This is a genomic window from uncultured Ferrimonas sp. (assembly GCF_947489035.1).
Lineage (GTDB): Bacteria > Pseudomonadota > Gammaproteobacteria > Enterobacterales > Shewanellaceae > Ferrimonas.
Window position 1 is genome coordinate 12,922 of the sequence record NZ_CANLCI010000011.1, and the last position, 17,218, is coordinate 30,139.

Annotated in this window: 13 protein-coding genes; 2 read left to right on the forward strand and 11 right to left on the reverse strand. The window is 56.0% G+C overall.

Features of this window, described 5'->3' with window-relative positions:
- Window positions 1–87: 87 nt before the first annotated feature.
- From Q0796_RS08565 to pepA, 8 genes are all read right to left on the reverse strand, one after another.
- A complete protein-coding gene (locus Q0796_RS08565; RefSeq protein WP_298441978.1) occupies window positions 88–567 on the reverse strand; it encodes a hypothetical protein in 480 nt (159 codons plus the stop codon).
- 193 nt (window positions 568–760) lie between these two features.
- Window positions 761–2,398: an Ig-like domain-containing protein gene (locus Q0796_RS08570; protein WP_298441979.1), complete on the reverse strand. Its 1,638-nt coding sequence runs from the start codon at window positions 2,396–2,398 to the stop codon at window positions 761–763.
- Between the two features lie 152 nt (window positions 2,399–2,550).
- The gene (locus Q0796_RS08575; protein ID WP_298441981.1) at window positions 2,551–3,195 is read right to left on the reverse strand and encodes a response regulator; all 645 of its coding nucleotides are present in this window, start codon (window positions 3,193–3,195) and stop codon (window positions 2,551–2,553) included.
- The gene (locus Q0796_RS08580) at window positions 3,192–4,577 is read right to left on the reverse strand and encodes a HAMP domain-containing sensor histidine kinase (protein ID WP_298441982.1); all 1,386 of its coding nucleotides are present in this window, start codon (window positions 4,575–4,577) and stop codon (window positions 3,192–3,194) included. The genes Q0796_RS08575 and Q0796_RS08580 overlap by 4 nt, the downstream gene beginning before the upstream one ends.
- Window positions 4,578–5,302: 725 nt before the next feature.
- On the reverse strand, window positions 5,303–5,824 hold the full coding sequence (locus Q0796_RS08585) for a transposase (RefSeq protein WP_298441983.1): 522 nt from the start codon (window positions 5,822–5,824) through the stop codon (window positions 5,303–5,305).
- A 539-nt stretch (window positions 5,825–6,363) separates the two neighbouring features.
- Entirely contained in the window at window positions 6,364–9,216 is a 2,853-nt protein-coding gene (locus Q0796_RS08590; protein ID WP_298441985.1) for a valine--tRNA ligase, read from the reverse strand.
- A 23-nt stretch (window positions 9,217–9,239) separates the two neighbouring features.
- Entirely contained in the window at window positions 9,240–9,698 is a 459-nt protein-coding gene (locus Q0796_RS08595) for a DNA polymerase III subunit chi (protein ID WP_298441987.1), read from the reverse strand.
- Window positions 9,699–9,836: 138 nt separating this feature from the next.
- Window positions 9,837–11,345 (reverse strand): leucyl aminopeptidase, encoded by a 1,509-nt coding sequence (gene pepA / locus Q0796_RS08600; RefSeq protein WP_298441989.1) that lies wholly within the window; start codon window positions 11,343–11,345, stop codon window positions 9,837–9,839.
- A gap of 231 nt (window positions 11,346–11,576) precedes the next feature.
- Between pepA and lptF the strand changes: the two genes are divergently transcribed.
- Both lptF and lptG read left to right on the forward strand, forming a co-directional pair.
- The gene (gene lptF / locus Q0796_RS08605; RefSeq protein WP_298441990.1) at window positions 11,577–12,716 is read left to right on the forward strand and encodes an LPS export ABC transporter permease LptF; all 1,140 of its coding nucleotides are present in this window, start codon (window positions 11,577–11,579) and stop codon (window positions 12,714–12,716) included.
- The gene (gene lptG / locus Q0796_RS08610; RefSeq protein WP_298442100.1) at window positions 12,716–13,780 is read left to right on the forward strand and encodes an LPS export ABC transporter permease LptG; all 1,065 of its coding nucleotides are present in this window, start codon (window positions 12,716–12,718) and stop codon (window positions 13,778–13,780) included. The genes lptF and lptG overlap by 1 nt, the downstream gene beginning before the upstream one ends.
- A gap of 92 nt (window positions 13,781–13,872) precedes the next feature.
- On the opposite strand, the gene Q0796_RS08615 is transcribed toward lptG, so the two are convergent.
- From Q0796_RS08615 to Q0796_RS08625, 3 genes are all read right to left on the reverse strand, one after another.
- Entirely contained in the window at window positions 13,873–15,783 is a 1,911-nt protein-coding gene (locus Q0796_RS08615; RefSeq protein ID WP_298441992.1) for a diguanylate cyclase, read from the reverse strand.
- 170 nt (window positions 15,784–15,953) lie between these two features.
- A complete protein-coding gene (locus Q0796_RS08620) occupies window positions 15,954–16,550 on the reverse strand; it encodes a carboxymuconolactone decarboxylase family protein (protein WP_298441994.1) in 597 nt (198 codons plus the stop codon).
- Window positions 16,551–16,618: 68 nt separating this feature from the next.
- Entirely contained in the window at window positions 16,619–17,125 is a 507-nt protein-coding gene (locus Q0796_RS08625) for an RDD family protein (RefSeq protein WP_298441996.1), read from the reverse strand.
- Window positions 17,126–17,218 lie beyond the last annotated feature (93 nt).

Below are 17,218 nucleotides of genomic sequence, written 5' to 3' on the forward strand. Positions count from 1 at the left end.
TGCGGCCAATCAAACCTACGGCCATCGCCGCAAGGTAAAACACGAAAAAGCCGCCCAAGGGCGGCTTTGGTTTTTGCAGGGTAAGGGCTACTTGGCTTTGTGGATCTTGCCGCCGTAGTTGTCGCTTAGGCTTTGTAACTTGCTGCCTGGGGCGTGGCACTCACCGCAGGCCCAGGCGTCTTTAAGCATTGGGTTCATAAACTTGCCATCGTCGGTCAGCTGGCTCTTGTCGCTGAACAGGTCGATGTTCATTACGTGAGTCATCTCGTCCCCGAAGGTAACCCCTGCGCGGGTAACGCGGCTGGTGGCGTTCTTCACCACTTCGGGCATGTGACAGGTGGTGCACTCAAAGCTGGCGTGCAGGCTCACCATGCCGTCATTAAAGCCTTGATCGGTGTGGCACTCGTTACAGCTTTTCACTGCATTGGTGTGTTTGCCATCGGCGCTGTCTTGGTTGACCGTGGATTTGTGGGGGTTGTGGCAACTGGCACAGGCCGTAACGTGACAAGGCCAACCACGCCCATGCCGCACCATCAGACCATCCGGCTCGATTACGCCTGCGGCCAATCAAACCTACGGCCATCACGCCAAACCCGTAGGTCACGTTAGCCGCTGTTTGGCGTAACGTGACATCCACACCATAACCTGCACCACAGCATTGTTCGATTACGCCTGCGGCTAATCAAACCTACGGCCAACGCACCAAGGTAAAAAACGAAAAAGCCGCCCAAGGGCGGCTTTGGTTTTTGCAGGGTAAGGGTTACTTGGCTTTGTGGATCTTGCCGCCGTAGTTGTCGCTTAGGCTTTGTAACTTGCTGCCTGGGGCGTGGCACTCACCGCAGGCCCAGGCGTCTTTAAGCATTGGGTTCATAAACTTGCCATCGTCGGTCAGCTGGCTCTTGTCGCTGAACAGGTCGATGTTCATTACGTGAGTCATCTCGTCCCCGAAGGTAACCCCTGCGCGGGTAACGCGACTGGTGGCGTTCTTAACCACTTCGGGCATGTGACAGGTGGTGCACTCAAAACTGGCGTGCAGGCTCACCATGCCGTCATTAAAGCCCTGTTCGGTGTGGCACTCGTTACAGCTTTTCACTGCATTGGTGTGTTTGCCATCGGCGCTGTCTTTATTAACGGTGGATTTGTGGGGGTTGTGGCAACTGGCACAACTTAGGCCAGCGTTGTAGTGCGGGTTGGTGGTTTCGCCGGTTTCTGGATCGATCCCCATAAACTCATCGTGGCCTTGGTGGTGACGGGTTAAGCCGCCTTTGGCTGCGATCCGACCCCCGAACTCTTCGCCATCAGGGAAGGCGGTTTTGTAGCCGTTGATGTAGTCGTTCCCCGCGTCACCGCCAGCGCGGTTACCATCTCGGGTATGACATTCCGCACAGTGCATCGGTTCGCCGTAACCCATGCTGGCGCTTTGCAGCAATTCGGTGCTGCGCGGTTCGGCCACTTTGGTGATGTTGGCCGACGATGGCCCAGCAATGTGCTCGGAACCCGCGCCGTGGCAAGCTTCACACTGCACCCCGGCGTAAGCAAAGTCGCCGCCAAAGCCGGGCAGATCGTCTTGCCGATGTTCGTAGGTTTCGGTGGTGTAAGGGCGCCAACCGGTGTTGTGGCAGTTGCCGCAGTTGTAGACCATGTCGACGTCGCTGGCGTGGTAACCGCTCATCTGTTGATCCGAGGGGGTGCCATACAGGTTGTACTGCACGGCATCGCCGGTAACGATGTGGCCGTTCTTATCAAACCAGCGGATCTTCTTCCAGTAGCCACCGGTGGTGTAGGTTACGTCATCGTAAGAATCCGGTGCCCCTAAGGTGTTCATGGTGGCAATTTCGTTGCCGTCGGCATCGTGATGGCGGATCAACTGCATGCCACCGCTTACGTCGGTGTAGGGGAAGCTGGGCATAACCCCATCTTCCACCTTGCTGATCTTAAAGTTGTGGCCATGCAGCTGGTGGGTTTCGTATTCGCTGGCGTGACAGCCCTGACACGCGGACGAACCCACGTAACTGAGGGTAACCTCTGCCTGCGTAACGGTTACCGTAACGGTGGCGCTGGTTTCATCGCTGCCGTCGCTAATCGCAAAACGGATGCGGTCGGCGCCAACGTAGCCCTTGGGATCGTATTCAATCTGACCCTCTTTGATGGTGGCACTGCCGTTGCTGGCCTCGGCACTGGCGATGGTCAGGGTGTCGCCGTCGGCATCACTGGCACTGCTGAGCACGTTGATCATCACTGCGCTGGCGCTGGTGGTTTGCGCGCTTACGTCTGCCACCACCGGCGGGGTATTAACCGGCGCGGGTGGCGTGCTGTTGTCGTTGTTATCGCTGTCATTACAGGCCGTCATCAAGCTGGCGGCGATGAAAGTGGCGAGCAACCGATATTGAGTTTTCATGTCTAATCTCCTGCGGTGGACAATATTGGTTTTGTCCTGCAGTGACTATCTACCTCGTGCTCGCCGCCATCCAGATTAGCGGGATTGACCGTTTGCAGCCAGTTGATAAGTTCTCTTGTCAGATTTAGATAATTACCCTTATATACAAAGAGTTAACCATCGCCCGCGGCGGTAAGAAATTGCATCATTTGCGCCCCCTCAGCAGTCAGAAAGTAGATCTTGTTCACGTTTTGCTGCACCAAGCCGCTGTGCTTTAACTGGCGCAGGTGGAAATTGAATTGGGTGTGGTTTTCCACCCCAGACAACCGGCACAGATCCATAAACTTCAGCTGCTTGTGCTTGGCCAGTTGTTCTAGCACCGCCCGTCGCATCGGGTTCGCCAGCGCCGCAAACACCTTGTTGGCCTGATCTTCCGCTAAGGCGATGGTCGGTTGCCGCTGCGCGTGTACCCGCCGCAAGGTGGTGGCCAATACCGCCAGATTAAACGGCTTGGTAATAAAGTCATCGGCACCGCGTTTCATCGCATCAACGGCGGTATCCACCGTGGCAAAGGCGGTGGTGATCACTATGCCTAGCCCTGGCTGGAGTCGCCGCAACGCCACGATGGCGTCCACGCCGGTCATGCCTGGCATCACCAGATCCAGCAACGCCAGATCGAACTTCTGCTGTTGCGCCCGATCCAAGGCTTCTTCTGCACTGCCACAGGCCACCACCTGAAAACCGGCGTAGGTGAGCGCTTCGTCAATGGCGCTGTTCAGCTCGCTGTCGTCTTCCGCCAGCAAGATGGAAAGGTTCATGCGGCACTCCTTGGCAAAGTAAATTGGATCACCAGCCCACTGGGGCCGTTCTCTAGGCTTAATTCGCCCTGATGTTGCTGCACGATCTGCTGGCAGATGGCCAAGCCCAATCCGGTGCCCTTCCCCTGAGCCTTGGTTGAGAAAAACGGGCTGGTAGCTTGCGTAATCAAACTGGGATCCATGCCGCCGCCCCAATCGGTTACCCCCACCACAATGCGCGTTCCTTGGGGCTGGGCCCAGATCCGCACACGCTTAATGTCGGTGCAGGCATCAATGGCGTTGTTCAGCAGGTTAATCACCACCTCTTCCAGCTTCACGGCATCCCCCAATACATGCAGCGGCGGCGCCAGTTCAAGACGAATATCAAACGACTTTAAGCGGTACTGCATCAGCGCCAGCGCCGATTGGATCACCTCGGTCAGCTCCACCTCTGTCACCTGATCTTCGCTGTGGCGGGCAAAGTGCAGCACCTCTTGGCTGATGTGGCTGGCACGCTCTAGCCCATGGCGAATGCGGGTTAATTGCCGTTGTGGCCCCTCTGCTCCATGCAATTGGGCTTCCAACAGATCGCAACCCAGCGTGGCGTAGCTCAATGGGGTTTTGATCTCGTGGGCGATGCCCGAAGCCAACTCCCCCATCGCCCGCAGCTTCTCGCCGCGTAAAATGCGCTTTTGCTGCGCTTCGATCTGATCTTGATGCTCTTGATCAAACAGCTTCAGCGCCCGCAATAAAGCCAACAACAACACCGCCGCACACAGCATCCGCAGCAGCGGCACCCACAGCCCCCAGTGGCTATCCAGCAGCCCCGCGCTCAGCGCATAGGCGATCAGCGCCAACCCAGCGTAACTAAACGCTTGCGCCCCTTGGTGGCGGCTGGCCGACAGTTCGCGGCCATACAGGATCAACGCCAGCCCCGCTAAACTGCCGCCGAGCAAGCCAAACATCCAGCGAGTCAGGTGCACCGACAGATGCAGGGAATGGTTAATCGGGAACACCGACCAATGCACCAAGGCGGCCACGGTGTAGATCGCCAGCAAGGCGGGCACCAGATAGCGGAACCAGCGCCGATGGCGGGTTACTAAGATCTCCAGCATCTGCCAGGCGAACCACATCAGCGCCAAGAACGACAGCAACAGCTTGCCAATTCGCAGCAGTTGGATCTCAACCCACCAGCGCTGCAGCCGCTGCCCATCCGCCAGCTGCAGGTACAGCTCTGACCATTCATGCAACGCGTGGCTAAAGCCAAACAGCGCCAATGCCGGCAGTGCCGATGCAATGGCCAACTTGCTGAACTTCAAATTACGGAAACTGATAACGCAGCCGATGGTGAAGAACACCAGACCGTACAGCAGGTAAACATTAAACAGCAGCAGCTCGTTCATGCCGCCATGCTAGATCCCCCTCTGCACTTTAAGTGTGATCTGGGTGCGTTACCGCCGCGATTGCCGTGAAAAAATCGCAAAAAAAGGCCGCCCTCACACAGGCAGCCTTTTTGCAGAAAACTATTTATTGCAGGGAGTTAGCTGCTCTTTGCAGCGTAAATCGGCCATTGGTGTTCGATTACGCCTGCGGCGAATCAAACCTACGGACATCACGCCAAACTCGTAGGTCACGTTAGCCGCTGTTTGGCGTAACGTGACGATATCAACTACGCCCATCCTGTTCGATTGCGCCTGCGGCTAATCAAACCTACGGCCACCGCACCAAACCCGTAGGTCACGTTAGCCGCTCTTTGGCGTAACGTGACGATATCAACCACGCCCATCCTGTTCGATTACGCCTGCGGCGAATCAAACCTACGGCCATCGCACCAAACCCGTAGGTCACGTTAGCCGCTCTTTGGCGTAACGTGACGATATCAACCACGCCTATCCTGTTCGATTGCGCCTGCGGCTAATCGAATCTACGGCCATCGCACCAAACCCGTAGGTCACGTTAGCCGCTGTTTGGCGTAATGTGACGATATCAACCACGCCCATCCTGTTCGATTACGCCTGCGGCTAATCAAACCTACGGCCACCGCACCAAACCCGTAGGTCACGTTAGCCGCTGTTTGGCGTAACGTGACGATATCAACCACGCCCATCCTGTTCGATTACGGCTGCGGCTAATCGAATCTACGGCCATCACGGCAATGCGAATCAAATTGGCCGCTGGGGATCTCCAATTCGGTTATGCCCCAATCGACGGGGTATACCCCATCGGCAACGTATCGATGAAAGGTGGAATAGGGCCAATCGGCCACTTGAGTAACCAAACCATGTTTAACCGGGTTGTAATGAAGGTAATCAAAATGGGCTTGGTAATCGGCGGGATCTCGAATCAGGTGCTCCCAATAGCGCCGTTGCCATATTCGTTCGCTCATATTGAGTGATTTAGTAAAGCGGGTTTTGAACAACCTGAGACGAGTAGGAAAGTCGTCATCATCTTGGGGCAGGGTCAACATCAGGTGCAGGTGATCCGGCATAACGCACAGCGCATCAATGGTGAATGGTCGCTGCCTTTGCGTTATTAGCAACGCCTCTTTTAAGCGTGGCCATTGCGGAAGCAAGAGATCGGTTCGGCGTTGATGGCTCACCAAGGTAAAGAAGTAACAACCTCCAGATTGGAACGCTCGACGATATTGCATAACCACCCTCGTTGTTTTTAACAAGAGAACGCGGTCTTTATCCAATGATGTTCAATATCATGCCACACCATTGTTCGATTACGCCTGCGGCTAATCAAACCTACGATACGATGCCAATGCCGTAGGTCACGTTAGCCGCTCTTTGGCGTACCGTGACATCCACACCATAACCTGCACCACACCTGTTCGATTACGCCTGCGGCGAATCAAGCCTACGGCCACCGCACCAAACCCGTAGGTCACGTTAGCCGCTGTTTGGCGTACCGTGACATCCACACCAGAACCTGCACCACACCACTGTTCGATTACGCCTGCGGCTAATCAAACCTACGATACGATGCCAATGCCGTAGGTCACGTTAGCCGCTGTTTGGCGTAACGTGACATCCACGCCATAACCTGCACCACACCACCGTTCGATTACGCCTGCGGCTAATCAAACCTACAAATGCCAAGCGGCAAACCGCAGAGACAAAAACGCCACCGCGATTGCGGTGGCGTTTTTCGTTAACGCGTGGTGCCGGTAACAGGCAGCAGCCGTTACAGCGCTTTGAGCTGCTCTTTCTGCTCTTCCAGCTTGGCGATGTCGCGCTTGGCTTCATCCAGCTTGGCTTGCTCTTTGGCCACCACCGCTTCCGGGGCCTTGGCCAAGAAGCCTTGGTTAGACAGCTTCTTCTCAACCTTGTCAGCGTCGATGGCCAACTTGCCGATCTGCTTGTCGATGCGCGCCATTTCGGCGGCAACGTCAATCAAGCCAGCCATTGGGATCAGCAGCTCCATCTCACCAATCAATTGCGTGGTGGACATCGGTGCGTCACCGGCCAGTACGGTGATCGACTCCAAGTTCGCCAGCTTGGTCAGCATGATGCGGTTGGCTTCAATGCGGGCCAGTTCGGCGTCGCTGGCGTTTTTCAGCAGCACGTTCAGTGGCTTGGATGGGGCTACGTTCAGTTCGCCGCGAATGTTACGTACCGCGGTGATGAACTCTTTCACCCACTCCAGATCCGCAGTGGCAGACTCGTCTACCAAGGCGTCATCAAAGCTTGGGTAGCTCTGCAGCATGATGGTGTCGGCGTTCAGATCGGCGTGGATCATCGGTGCCACGGTCAACCAAATCTCTTCGGTGATGTACGGCATCAGTGGGTGCAGCAGACGCAAAATGCCTTCCAGCACGGTCAGCAGGGTGTGGCGAGTGCCACGCTGCTGCGCTTCGGTGCCGTTTTGCAGTACCGGCTTGGTCAGCTCCAAGTACCAGTCACAGAACTGGTTCCAAGTGAACTCGTAAGCGATGTTGGCGGCGATGTCGAAACGGTAGCCGTCCATCGCTTCGCGCAGCGACTTAACGGTGTCGTTGAACTTGGCCAGTACCCAGCGATCCGCCAAGCTCAGCTCCAGTTCGCCGCCGTCTTTGCCGCAATCCTGCGCTTCGGTGTTCATCAGCACGTAGCGGCTGGCGTTCCACAGCTTGTTGGTAAAGTTGCGGTAGCCTTCTAAGCGGTTCATATCCCAGTTGATGTCACGACCGGTAGAGGCCATGGCAGCAAGGGTGAAACGCAGCGCGTCGGTGCCGTGCGGCACGATGCCGTCTGGGAACTGCTTGCGGGTCGATTTTTCAATCTTGGCCGCCAGCTGTGGCTGCATCATGTTGCCGGTACGCTTGGTCACCAGAGTTTCCAAGTCGATGCCGTCGATCATGTCCAGCGGGTCAAGTACGTTGCCCTTGGACTTGGACATCTTGTCGCCCTGCTCGTCACGAATAAGACCGGTCACGTAGACGGTCTTAAACGGCACTTGCGCCTTGCCCTCTTTATCTTTGTTGAAGTGCATGGTCATCATGATCATGCGCGCAACCCAGAAGAAGATGATGTCAAAGCCGGTCACCAACACGTCGGTTGGGTGGAAGGTCTCCAGCTCTGGGGTTTTCTCTGGCCAGCCTAGGGTCCCGAAGGTCCACAGAGCAGACGAGAACCAGGTATCCAGCACGTCGTTGTCTTGGTTCAAGCTGACGTCGTCGCCCAAGTTGTGCTTGGCGCGTACTTCGGCTTCGCTGTTACCAACGTAGACTTTACCGGCTTCGTCGTACCAAGCTGGGATCCGATGGCCCCACCACAGCTGACGGGAGATACACCAGTCTTGCACGTCGCGCATCCACGCGAAGTACATGTTTTCGTACTGCTGCGGCACAAATTTGATGTCGCCGTTTTCAACCGCTTCTACCGCGGGCTCGGCCAGTGGTGCAACGCGCACGTACCATTGATCGGTCAGCATCGGTTCAATCACCACGCCACCGCGATCGCCGTACGGTACGGTCAATTCGTGATCTTTGATTTCGTCCAGCAGGCCTAACTCTTCAAACTCAGCCACGACCGCACGACGAGCGGCAAAGCGCTCCATGCCGTGGTATTTGGCGGGCAACTCGGCAGAGTAGACATCGGTGGCTTCGCCGTTGGTGTCCAGCACTTCGGCTTCGTTGCGGATGTCGGCGTTGAAGGTCAACACGTTGATCATCGGCAGGGCGTGACGCTTACCCACTTCGTAATCGTTGAAGTCGTGGGCTGGGGTGATCTTCACACAGCCGGTGCCTTTGCTCATGTCGGCGTGTTCATCGCCCACAATTGGGATGCGACGGCCAACGATGGGCAGTTCGATGAACTTGCCGATCAGATCTTGGTAGCGTGGATCTTCTGGGTTTACCGCCACGCCGGTATCACCGAGCATGGTTTCTGGACGCGTTGTTGCTACCACGATGTGATCTTTGCCATCGGCGGTTGTCACGCCATCGGCCAGTGGGTAGCGGAAGTGCCACATGAAGCCTTTCTTATCTTTGTTTTCTACTTCCAGATCAGAAATGGCGGTGTGCAGCTTGGGATCCCAGTTAACCAAACGCTTACCACGGTAGATAAGATCGTCGTTGTAGAGGCTAACAAACACTTCTTGAACCGCAGCAGACATGCCCGGATCCATGGTGAAGCGTTCACGCTCCCAATCCACCGAGGCGCCCAAGCGACGCAGCTGTTGGGTGATGGTGCCGCCAGATTCCTCTTTCCATTCCCACACTTTGTCGATAAAGGTTTCACGACCTAAATCTTGGCGGGTGATGTTTTGGGCTGACAACTTACGTTCAACCACCATCTGGGTTGCGATACCGGCGTGATCGGTCCCGACCTGCCACAGGGTATTTTTGCCCTGCATCCGCTGGTAACGGATCAGGGTATCCATGATGGTGTCTTGGAAGGCATGACCCATGTGCAAGCTGCCAGTCACGTTTGGCGGCGGGATCATGATGCTGTAAGCGTCTTTACTGGTGTCGCCGTGAGGCTTGAAGTAACCGGCCTCTTCCCAACGCTGGTAATGGCGCTGCTCGATTGACTGTGGGTTGTACGTCTTATCCATGGGAGCTGAATTCTCTACAAAAACTAAAACGGCTGACTGGCTAAATCGTGCATGCTTGGGGCGATCCCAAGTTGGCGGTAAGCAGCAAATCGCCGCCTCGCCTGCGCTTTAGCCTGATCATCAGCCGGAACAAAATCGATAATTTGGCTGAATTGTACCGCAAAATGTGGCGGTTCGGGGGCAAGGTTTAGCAACTGCGGGCGATTTTCTAACCGACTGTGATCACCACCATGCCAATGGATCACTATCGGTGCGCCCCCTTGCGGGCCTTCACCCTGCAAATTGTGGGGAATAAAACGCTCGGCATCGAACTGCCACAGCAGTTCATCCACTCGCTCCGCTTGGGCGCGATCGCCGCAATAGATCAGCATGCCTTGGCCTTTGCTGTAACTGCGCGCGGCCAATTGGCACGCCAGCAGTTCGCTGTTGCCTTGGGGCGCATCGTTGGCAGAGGTAAGCAGGTAGAACAGCGCGTTGGCCATCGGTTTTCCTTGCGGCGTAATCAAAGGGCGAATGGTGGCACAAATAACAGGCACAAAAAAGGAGCTCCGCAGAGCTCCTTTGGTTGGCGCCGTCTGGGCACCGAGCGGGTGGACTTAGCGGTAAGCTAAGTGAGCCGCTTACTCGGCGTCGGTTTCGCCAGCACGCCCCAACAGGTATTGGGTCAGAATTGGCACCGGACGACCGGTTGAGCCTTTATTGGCACCGCTGTTCCACGCGGTACCTGCCACATCCAAGTGGGCCCAAGAGTACTTCTTGGCGAACTTAGACAGGAACAGGGCGGCGGTAATGGTACCGGCGGCACGACCACCTAAGTTGGTCATGTCGGCAAAGGGGCTGTCGAGCTGATCCATGTACTCGTCCCACAGCGGCATGCGCCAGCAGCGGTCGCCAGAGGATTCGCCGGCGGTCACCAGATCGTGAGCCAGGCTGTTTTGGTTCGACAGCATGCCCGTGGCGTGTTTACCCAAGGCCACCACACAGGCACCGGTTAAGGTGGCGGTGTCGATCACCACGTCTGGATCGAACTGCTCGACGTAGGTCAGCGCATCACACAACACCAAACGGCCTTCGGCGTCGGTGTTCATCACCTCAACGGTTTGGCCAGACATGGTGGTGAGGATGTCACCGGGACGGTAAGACTTACCGTCTGGCATGTTTTCACAACCGGCCAGTACCGCCACCACGTTGATGTTAAGGTCGAGTTCACACAGCGCCTGCATGGTACCGATCACGCCGGCCGCGCCGCCCATGTCGTACTTCATCTCGTCCATGCCTTCGCCGGGCTTCAAGCTGATGCCGCCAGAATCGAAGGTTAGGCCTTTGCCCACCAACACGATTGGCTTCTGCTCGGGATCCGCCGCGCCGGTGTAGGTCATCACCGTCATGATCGACTCGTTTTCCGAGCCACGGCCGACAGCGAGGTAGGCGTGCATGCCCAGCTCGGCCATCTGTTCTTCACCAATGGTACGCACTTGCAGCTTGTCGTGTTGCTCCGCAATCTGCTTGGCTTGGCTGGCCAAGTACGCTGGGTTACACACGTTTGGCGGCATGTTGGCCACGTCTTTACACAACTTAGAACCGTGAGAAACGGCCAAACCGTGGGCGATCGCTTTCTCGCCAATGGTCAACTCGCGACGAGTCGGCACATTGAACACCATCTTACGCAGTGGGCGACGGGTTTCATCCTTCTTCGATTTCATCGCATCGAAGGTGTACAGGCACGATTCCGTGGCTTCCACCGCTTGGCGTACTTTCCAGTAGCTGTCGCGCCCTTTAACGTGCAGTTCGGTCAGGAAGCACACCGCTTCCATCGAACCGGTTTCGTTCAAGGTGTTGATGGTTTTGCTGATGATCTGCTTGTACTGACGCTCGTCCAGTTCGCGCTCTTTGCCGCAACCCACCAACAACACGCGCTCTGACAGCACGTTAGGTACTTGATGCAACAGCAGCATTTGCCCCGGCTTGCCTTCTAAATCGCCGCGACGCAACAGATTACTGATGTAACCTTCGCTGATTTTGTCCAATTGCTCGCCTACCGCAGACAATCGACGTGGTTCAAACACGCCAACTACAATACATGCGCTACGCTGCTTTTCTGGACTGCCGCTTTTTACACTGAACTCCATGGCATCTCCCTGTTCTTAAAGACATGACGTTATTATTGTTAGATAATACGTCTTTTGCTGGCCAAGTGGCGGCGAACAAATGATTGTTCGCATATCGCGCAGAAGGTTTTTACAATTAACCTTGCGTTAACACCCTATAAAAGCTGTTTGAAAAGTATTAAAACAAACAGTCTACTTAAATAGCGGCCCGTTACCAGAGAAATTACTAGTTTACTAAGTGGACAACCAGCGTTGATTTTACTTCGATATCTGCTCAAAGAAGCCTTAAAGTCACAGATGGCGGTGTTGGCAGTATTACTGACCATTTTCGTTAGCCAACAGTTTGTGAAGATCCTCGCCGAAGCCGCCGAAGGACAATTCCCCGGCCAACTGGTGGCCACCTTACTGGCACTGAATCTGCCAGAACTGCTTACCCTAATTTTACCGTTATCGCTGTTTTTGGGCGTCATGGCCGCCCATGGGCGCATGTACGCCGACAGCGAAATGACGGTGCTGCATGCCGTGGGCGTATCGGAATGGTACGTCACCCGTGTCACCTTGATGCTGGCCATTGTAATGGCCGGCTTATCGGCGGTTTCCTCGCTGTACCTCGCGCCGTGGGCGAAAGAGGTGGAATACCAAGTGTTAGAGAAAGCCAAAGCGGAAGCGGGCTTGTCGGCACTGGTGCAGGGGCGGTTCCAAAAAACCGCCAATGGCCAAGCGGTGATCTACGTTGAAGAAGCCAAAAACGGCAAGCTTTCCAAGGTGTTTGTGGCGCAGTTGCCCAAAACCACCGACGGCGTTGAAACCCTCACCAGCGAAGAAGCGCAAACCGGCATTGTGGTGGCCAGCGCCGGCTCGATTAAAGAAGCCAGCGACGGTTCGCGCCGTTTGCACCTAGACGATGGCATGCGCATGAGCGGCGTCATCAATGCCCTTGAATACCGCCGTGTGGGCTTTGAAGAGTACGAGATGGAGATCCGCGAACAGCAAGCGGAAGCCACCCGTCGCAAGATGTCGGCCTTAAGCGTGCAACAGCTGCTGGATAACGGCAGCAACGACGCCTTAGCCGAACTGCACTGGCGCATTGCGGTGCCGTTTGCGCTGCCGCTGCTGGTGCTGATTGCGGTGCCGATGTCGCGGGTGAACGTGCGCCAAGGCAAATACGCCAAGATGATCCCCGCGATTTTGATCTTCCTCGGTTACTTCGGCTTGCTGATGGCTGGCCGTAAAGCGCTGGAAAACGGCTCGGTGCCGATTCAATTAGGGCTGTGGTGGATCCACCTTACCGCCTTGATGATCGGCATGATCTTGGTGGGCAAAGGCCGCCCAACAGGGGTGAAACTCTTATCACGTTTTAGCCTGCGTAAACTGCGGGGGCAAGGCGCATGATTAAGCTACTGGATCAATACATCGCCCGCACCATCATCGGCAGCACCACCGTGTGCTTGCTGGTGCTAACCGGCCTGTCCGGCCTGATTAAGTTTGTTGATAAGCTGCGCTGGGCGGGCAAAGGCGACTTCACCACTTGGGACGTGGTCACCTACGTGCTGTTTTTGGTGCCGCGGGACATTGAGATGTTCTTCCCGATTGCGGCCATGCTGGGGGCGCTGATCGGCATGGGCATGTTGGCGCAAAGCTCAGAATTAGTGGTGATGCAAGCGGCGGGATTGTCGCGGCTGAACATCGCCAATTCGGTGCTGAAAACCGCCATTCCGTTGATGCTCAGCGTGATGCTGATTGGCGAGTACGTGGCGCCGGTGGCCGAGCAAACCGCGCGGGAATTTGCCGCCCAAAAACGCTCTGGCGGCAGCTTGATTCGCGCCAGCCAAAGCGGCACCTGGGCCAAAGATGGCGACCGCTTTGTGAACATCAAAGAGGTGGTGGATGCCGATCACCTAACCGGGATCACCATCTATCGCTTTGATGACAACAATACCTTACGCCACATCACCCACGCTGAAACCGCGCAATATCAGCAAGATCGCTGGCATATGAGCACCGTAACCCACACCGATTTTGAGCCACAGCAGATCCGCACCAGCACCGAGTTGGTTAGCCAGTGGCAATCCAATCTGACCCCAGACAAGCTGCAGGTGGTGACGGTAAAACCGGAATCGCTGTCGATCTCAGGCTTGGTGGATTACCTCGACTATCTGGACGCCAACCAACAGGATCCCACCCGCTACTGGCTGGCGCTGTGGCGAAAGGTGTCGCAGCCGATCACCGTGGCGGTGATGATGATGCTGGGCTTGTCGTTTATCTTTGGGCCACTGCGCAGCGTCACCATGGGCGCGCGCATTTTGCTTGGGGTGGTCACCGGCTTTAGCTTCTACATCAGCAATGAGATCTTCGGCCCCATGAGCTTGGTGCTGGGCTTACCCACCTTTTTAGGGGCGATGCTGCCCAGCATGCTGTTTGCCGCCGCCGCGTTCTGGCTGTTGCAACGGCGTTAGCGCCGACGCACGCTGAAGTGAAACACAACAACGGCACCATTACGGTGCCGTTGTTGATCCTGAGCCTGAGTCTTAGCGTGCGATAACCGCGCCTAGGTGCTGCACCCATCTGCGGTGTGCGCTGCCGAGATCACCAAGCGATCACGCCCCTGCTGCTTCGCCTGATACACGTTATCGTCGGCCGCTTTAATCAGATCATCCAACTCTAGCAGGGCGTTATGCCATTGCGCCCCGCCCATGCTGAAAGTCAGGGTAAAGTCTTGCTCGTCACCCATGCCATCGGCCTGCAGCTTGCTGCGCAGCCGTTCAAAAATGCGCGGCAACTGCTCTAATTGGGTGCCCGGAAACACCAGCAGCCACTCTTCGCCGCCAAAGCGACCAAACTGATCTTCATTCCGCAATTCGGTTGCGCAAATATGGCTGAACCGTTGCAGCATCTTATCGCCGACGTCGTGGCCGTGGTTGTCGTTAATGCGCTTGAAATGATCCAGATCGACAATGGCGATGCACAGCGGTTGCTGATTGCGAATGGCGGCGCTTAAACACTTTTTGGCGTAGGCAATAACGGCGCGGCGGTTGGGGGCGCCGGTCAGGAAATCTTGCATCGCCATCTGTTGCAGCTGGCGTCGAGTCAGCACTTCGCGATACCAAAACAGCACAATCGACACACTGATCAACCCGCCCACAATCACCAGCAGATAGAGGATGGTGATCTCGTTCTCGACCTGATTGATCTGCCCCTGCTTCAGCTGGTTATTCTGCTCAAGCAACTTATTGGTGGCGGCGGCTTGCTCTACCCCAAACTCCACCATGAGCTGCTGCACGGTGCTTTCCCGCGCTTTATCGGCGCGGGTGACTTTCAGATCCGCATACTGCTGATAAGCGGCTAATGCCTGTTGGTATTGGCCGCGCTGCTCTGCCAGCTGATAGCGCAACTGAAAGTAGTGCTGCAAGCCTTTGCTGGGCTCGTTCGGATCCAGCTCAATGGCCACATAATCCAGCAGTTGTTCGGCCTCATCAAAGCGGTTTAACCCCAACAATGCCTGCGCCTTATAGCGCTGTAACTCTAAGTGGGTGTGGACACTGCGCTGATGGGTAAAGATCGGGGCCACTTGTTCAAGCTGGTTGAGGGCGTGCTGATATTGCTGTTGTTCCAATTGTTGCTCGGCCAGCAGCAGATCAACGTAGGCCACGCCGATCTCATCTTGCAAAGAGACACTCAGCGCCCGCGCCTGCTGCAGATAACGCTGGGCATTAACGTAGTCTTCTTGGTTTTTATAAGAGGCGCCAACGTTATACAACAGCACCGAGCGATCCATGGGGCTTAGCCCATCGTCTGGCGAGTTAAGCAGTTGCAGGTAGCTTTGGGTGGCCAACGTGTTGTTGCCCAGTTGGCTGTGAATGTTGGCCAAACTGCCACTGGCAACATCCAGATTACGCTGATCGTTGTGGGCTTGGAATAAGCGCGAGGCTTGCTTCACAAAGGGCAAGGCTTCTTCATTTTGGCCAAACAGCACCAGTCCGTTGCCGATCTCCAACAACAGTTTGCCCTGATCAATGAAGCGTTGCTGCAGCGCCAGTTGCTGCGCCAACGCCGCGGCCACTAACTTTAAGTTGGTGAACTGCTGCAGATCATTACGCGAGCTGGCGATGTACATCTTGGCGCTCAGCAAGTAGCTGCGGCTGACGCTGTCGATGCTATCCACGTCGCGGTAAGCCTGCATCAATTGCTCGGCCTCATCAAAACGCTCAAGCCGCGTTAACAGGTTGGCCAAGCGGCTGGTGGCCATCACTTCGACTGCCGGCCACTGCGCTTGCTGTGCCTGTTGCTGCAACAGCCTAAGCTGCGCCATGAGCTGCATTGGCTCGCTGGGGCCATTGTCACTGAGCTGAACGATCTGATTGCTCAGCTGCTGTTCGGTCAGCGAGTTGCTCGCCTGCACGGGGAGGATCAACAGCGCCAAACAGGCCCACACAACTGACAACAATCTAAGGTGATTCATTGGCCTTCCTCTTCGTCCGAGGCAGCAGTGTAACGCAGAGCAAAAAGCGGACGAAGCGCGAGCCACGATTTTATGACCGAAACACCCCTAAGAGCGCGTAAAGCCGTAAGGAAAACGCCATGGTAGTCATAGCGTTAACATCAATGTTAGCCCTAACATTGGCGTCGGCGTTATTGGCGGTTGTGTTTGCCGCCATCCCAACCGCCTTGGGCCAGCACTTCCTGCCCCATAGCCAGAGCTGGGGCTTCGATTTGGGTCGCCATCGAATCGTTCCAACGGTTCAAAAAACCGTACAGCGATATCGCCCCTAAGATCTCGACAATCTGCACTTCGCTCCAGTGCTGGCGCAGCTTGGCCATTAACGGTTCATCAACCCCGTTGGGCACGCTGCCCGCCGCCAAGGCGAAATCCAGCGCCACGCGTTCGGCTTCGCTATAAAGAGGGCTGGTTTGATATTGCCACAGCGCCTGCACTTTTTGATGGGGCACATCGTGCAGTTCGGCGGCGATCAACGAATGGGCTTCGCAGTACTGGCAACCGGCAGCGCGGCTGCAAAAGTGCGCCAAGATCCGTTTAAAGCCAGGATCCACTTCGCCGTTGGGATCCATCACCGCTTTGGTTAAGGCCCCAAAGCCGGTCACCATTGCAGGCACCCGTTGCATGGTCAGTAAACTGTTGGGCACAAAGCCTAAGATGCGCTCAAACAGCGCAAAATCATTGGCAAGCTCGGGGGTGGTGTCGGCACTCAGGGGAGTAAGTAAAGGCATGGGGCATCCTTGCTGATGAAAGAATCACCAACCTAGCAGGATGCCCCAACCCAGAACAACGAGGAAAATCAGCGCAGCTTGCTGTTATTTAGCAGCTCACGGTTTTGTTCTAGGGTTAATTGCACCACTTCCGAGCCGGATAGGCGATCGTGCAGCGCGGTTAAGGTGCTGTCCCACAGCAGGGTTAAGTTGGCTAAGCCACCAAAGGCGTACACCGCTCGGCGCCAACCTTGGCCGGTGCTGATCAGGCTGCCGTCGGTGCGCTGCACCCGGATCCGCCAAGCACGCATTCCTAAGGTTTGGCCGCTGCGGCTCCAGCTCCACACAAACAGGTAGCCCACCGCCAGCAACTTACCCAGCTCGTTCACGCCACTGAGCACGGGGCTGGTGGTGATCAGATCCGACATATGCTCAGTCTCGCCCATGCTAAGCAAGCCCATTTTTACCAGAACGGTGAACAAACCAAACAGCAGTGAACCCGCCATCATGTACACCGCCAACCCCACCAGAAAATCGTATGCCCATGCAGCCAAACGGCGTACTAGGGTCGCGCGGGGGGCATTTGCCAACGACATCGTAAATCCCTCTATCCATTGATGAAGCCGCAGTGTACCACCGCTATTTCAGCAAGGATGGCGCTTTTGTGTGCAAACAAACCAAATCCCCTT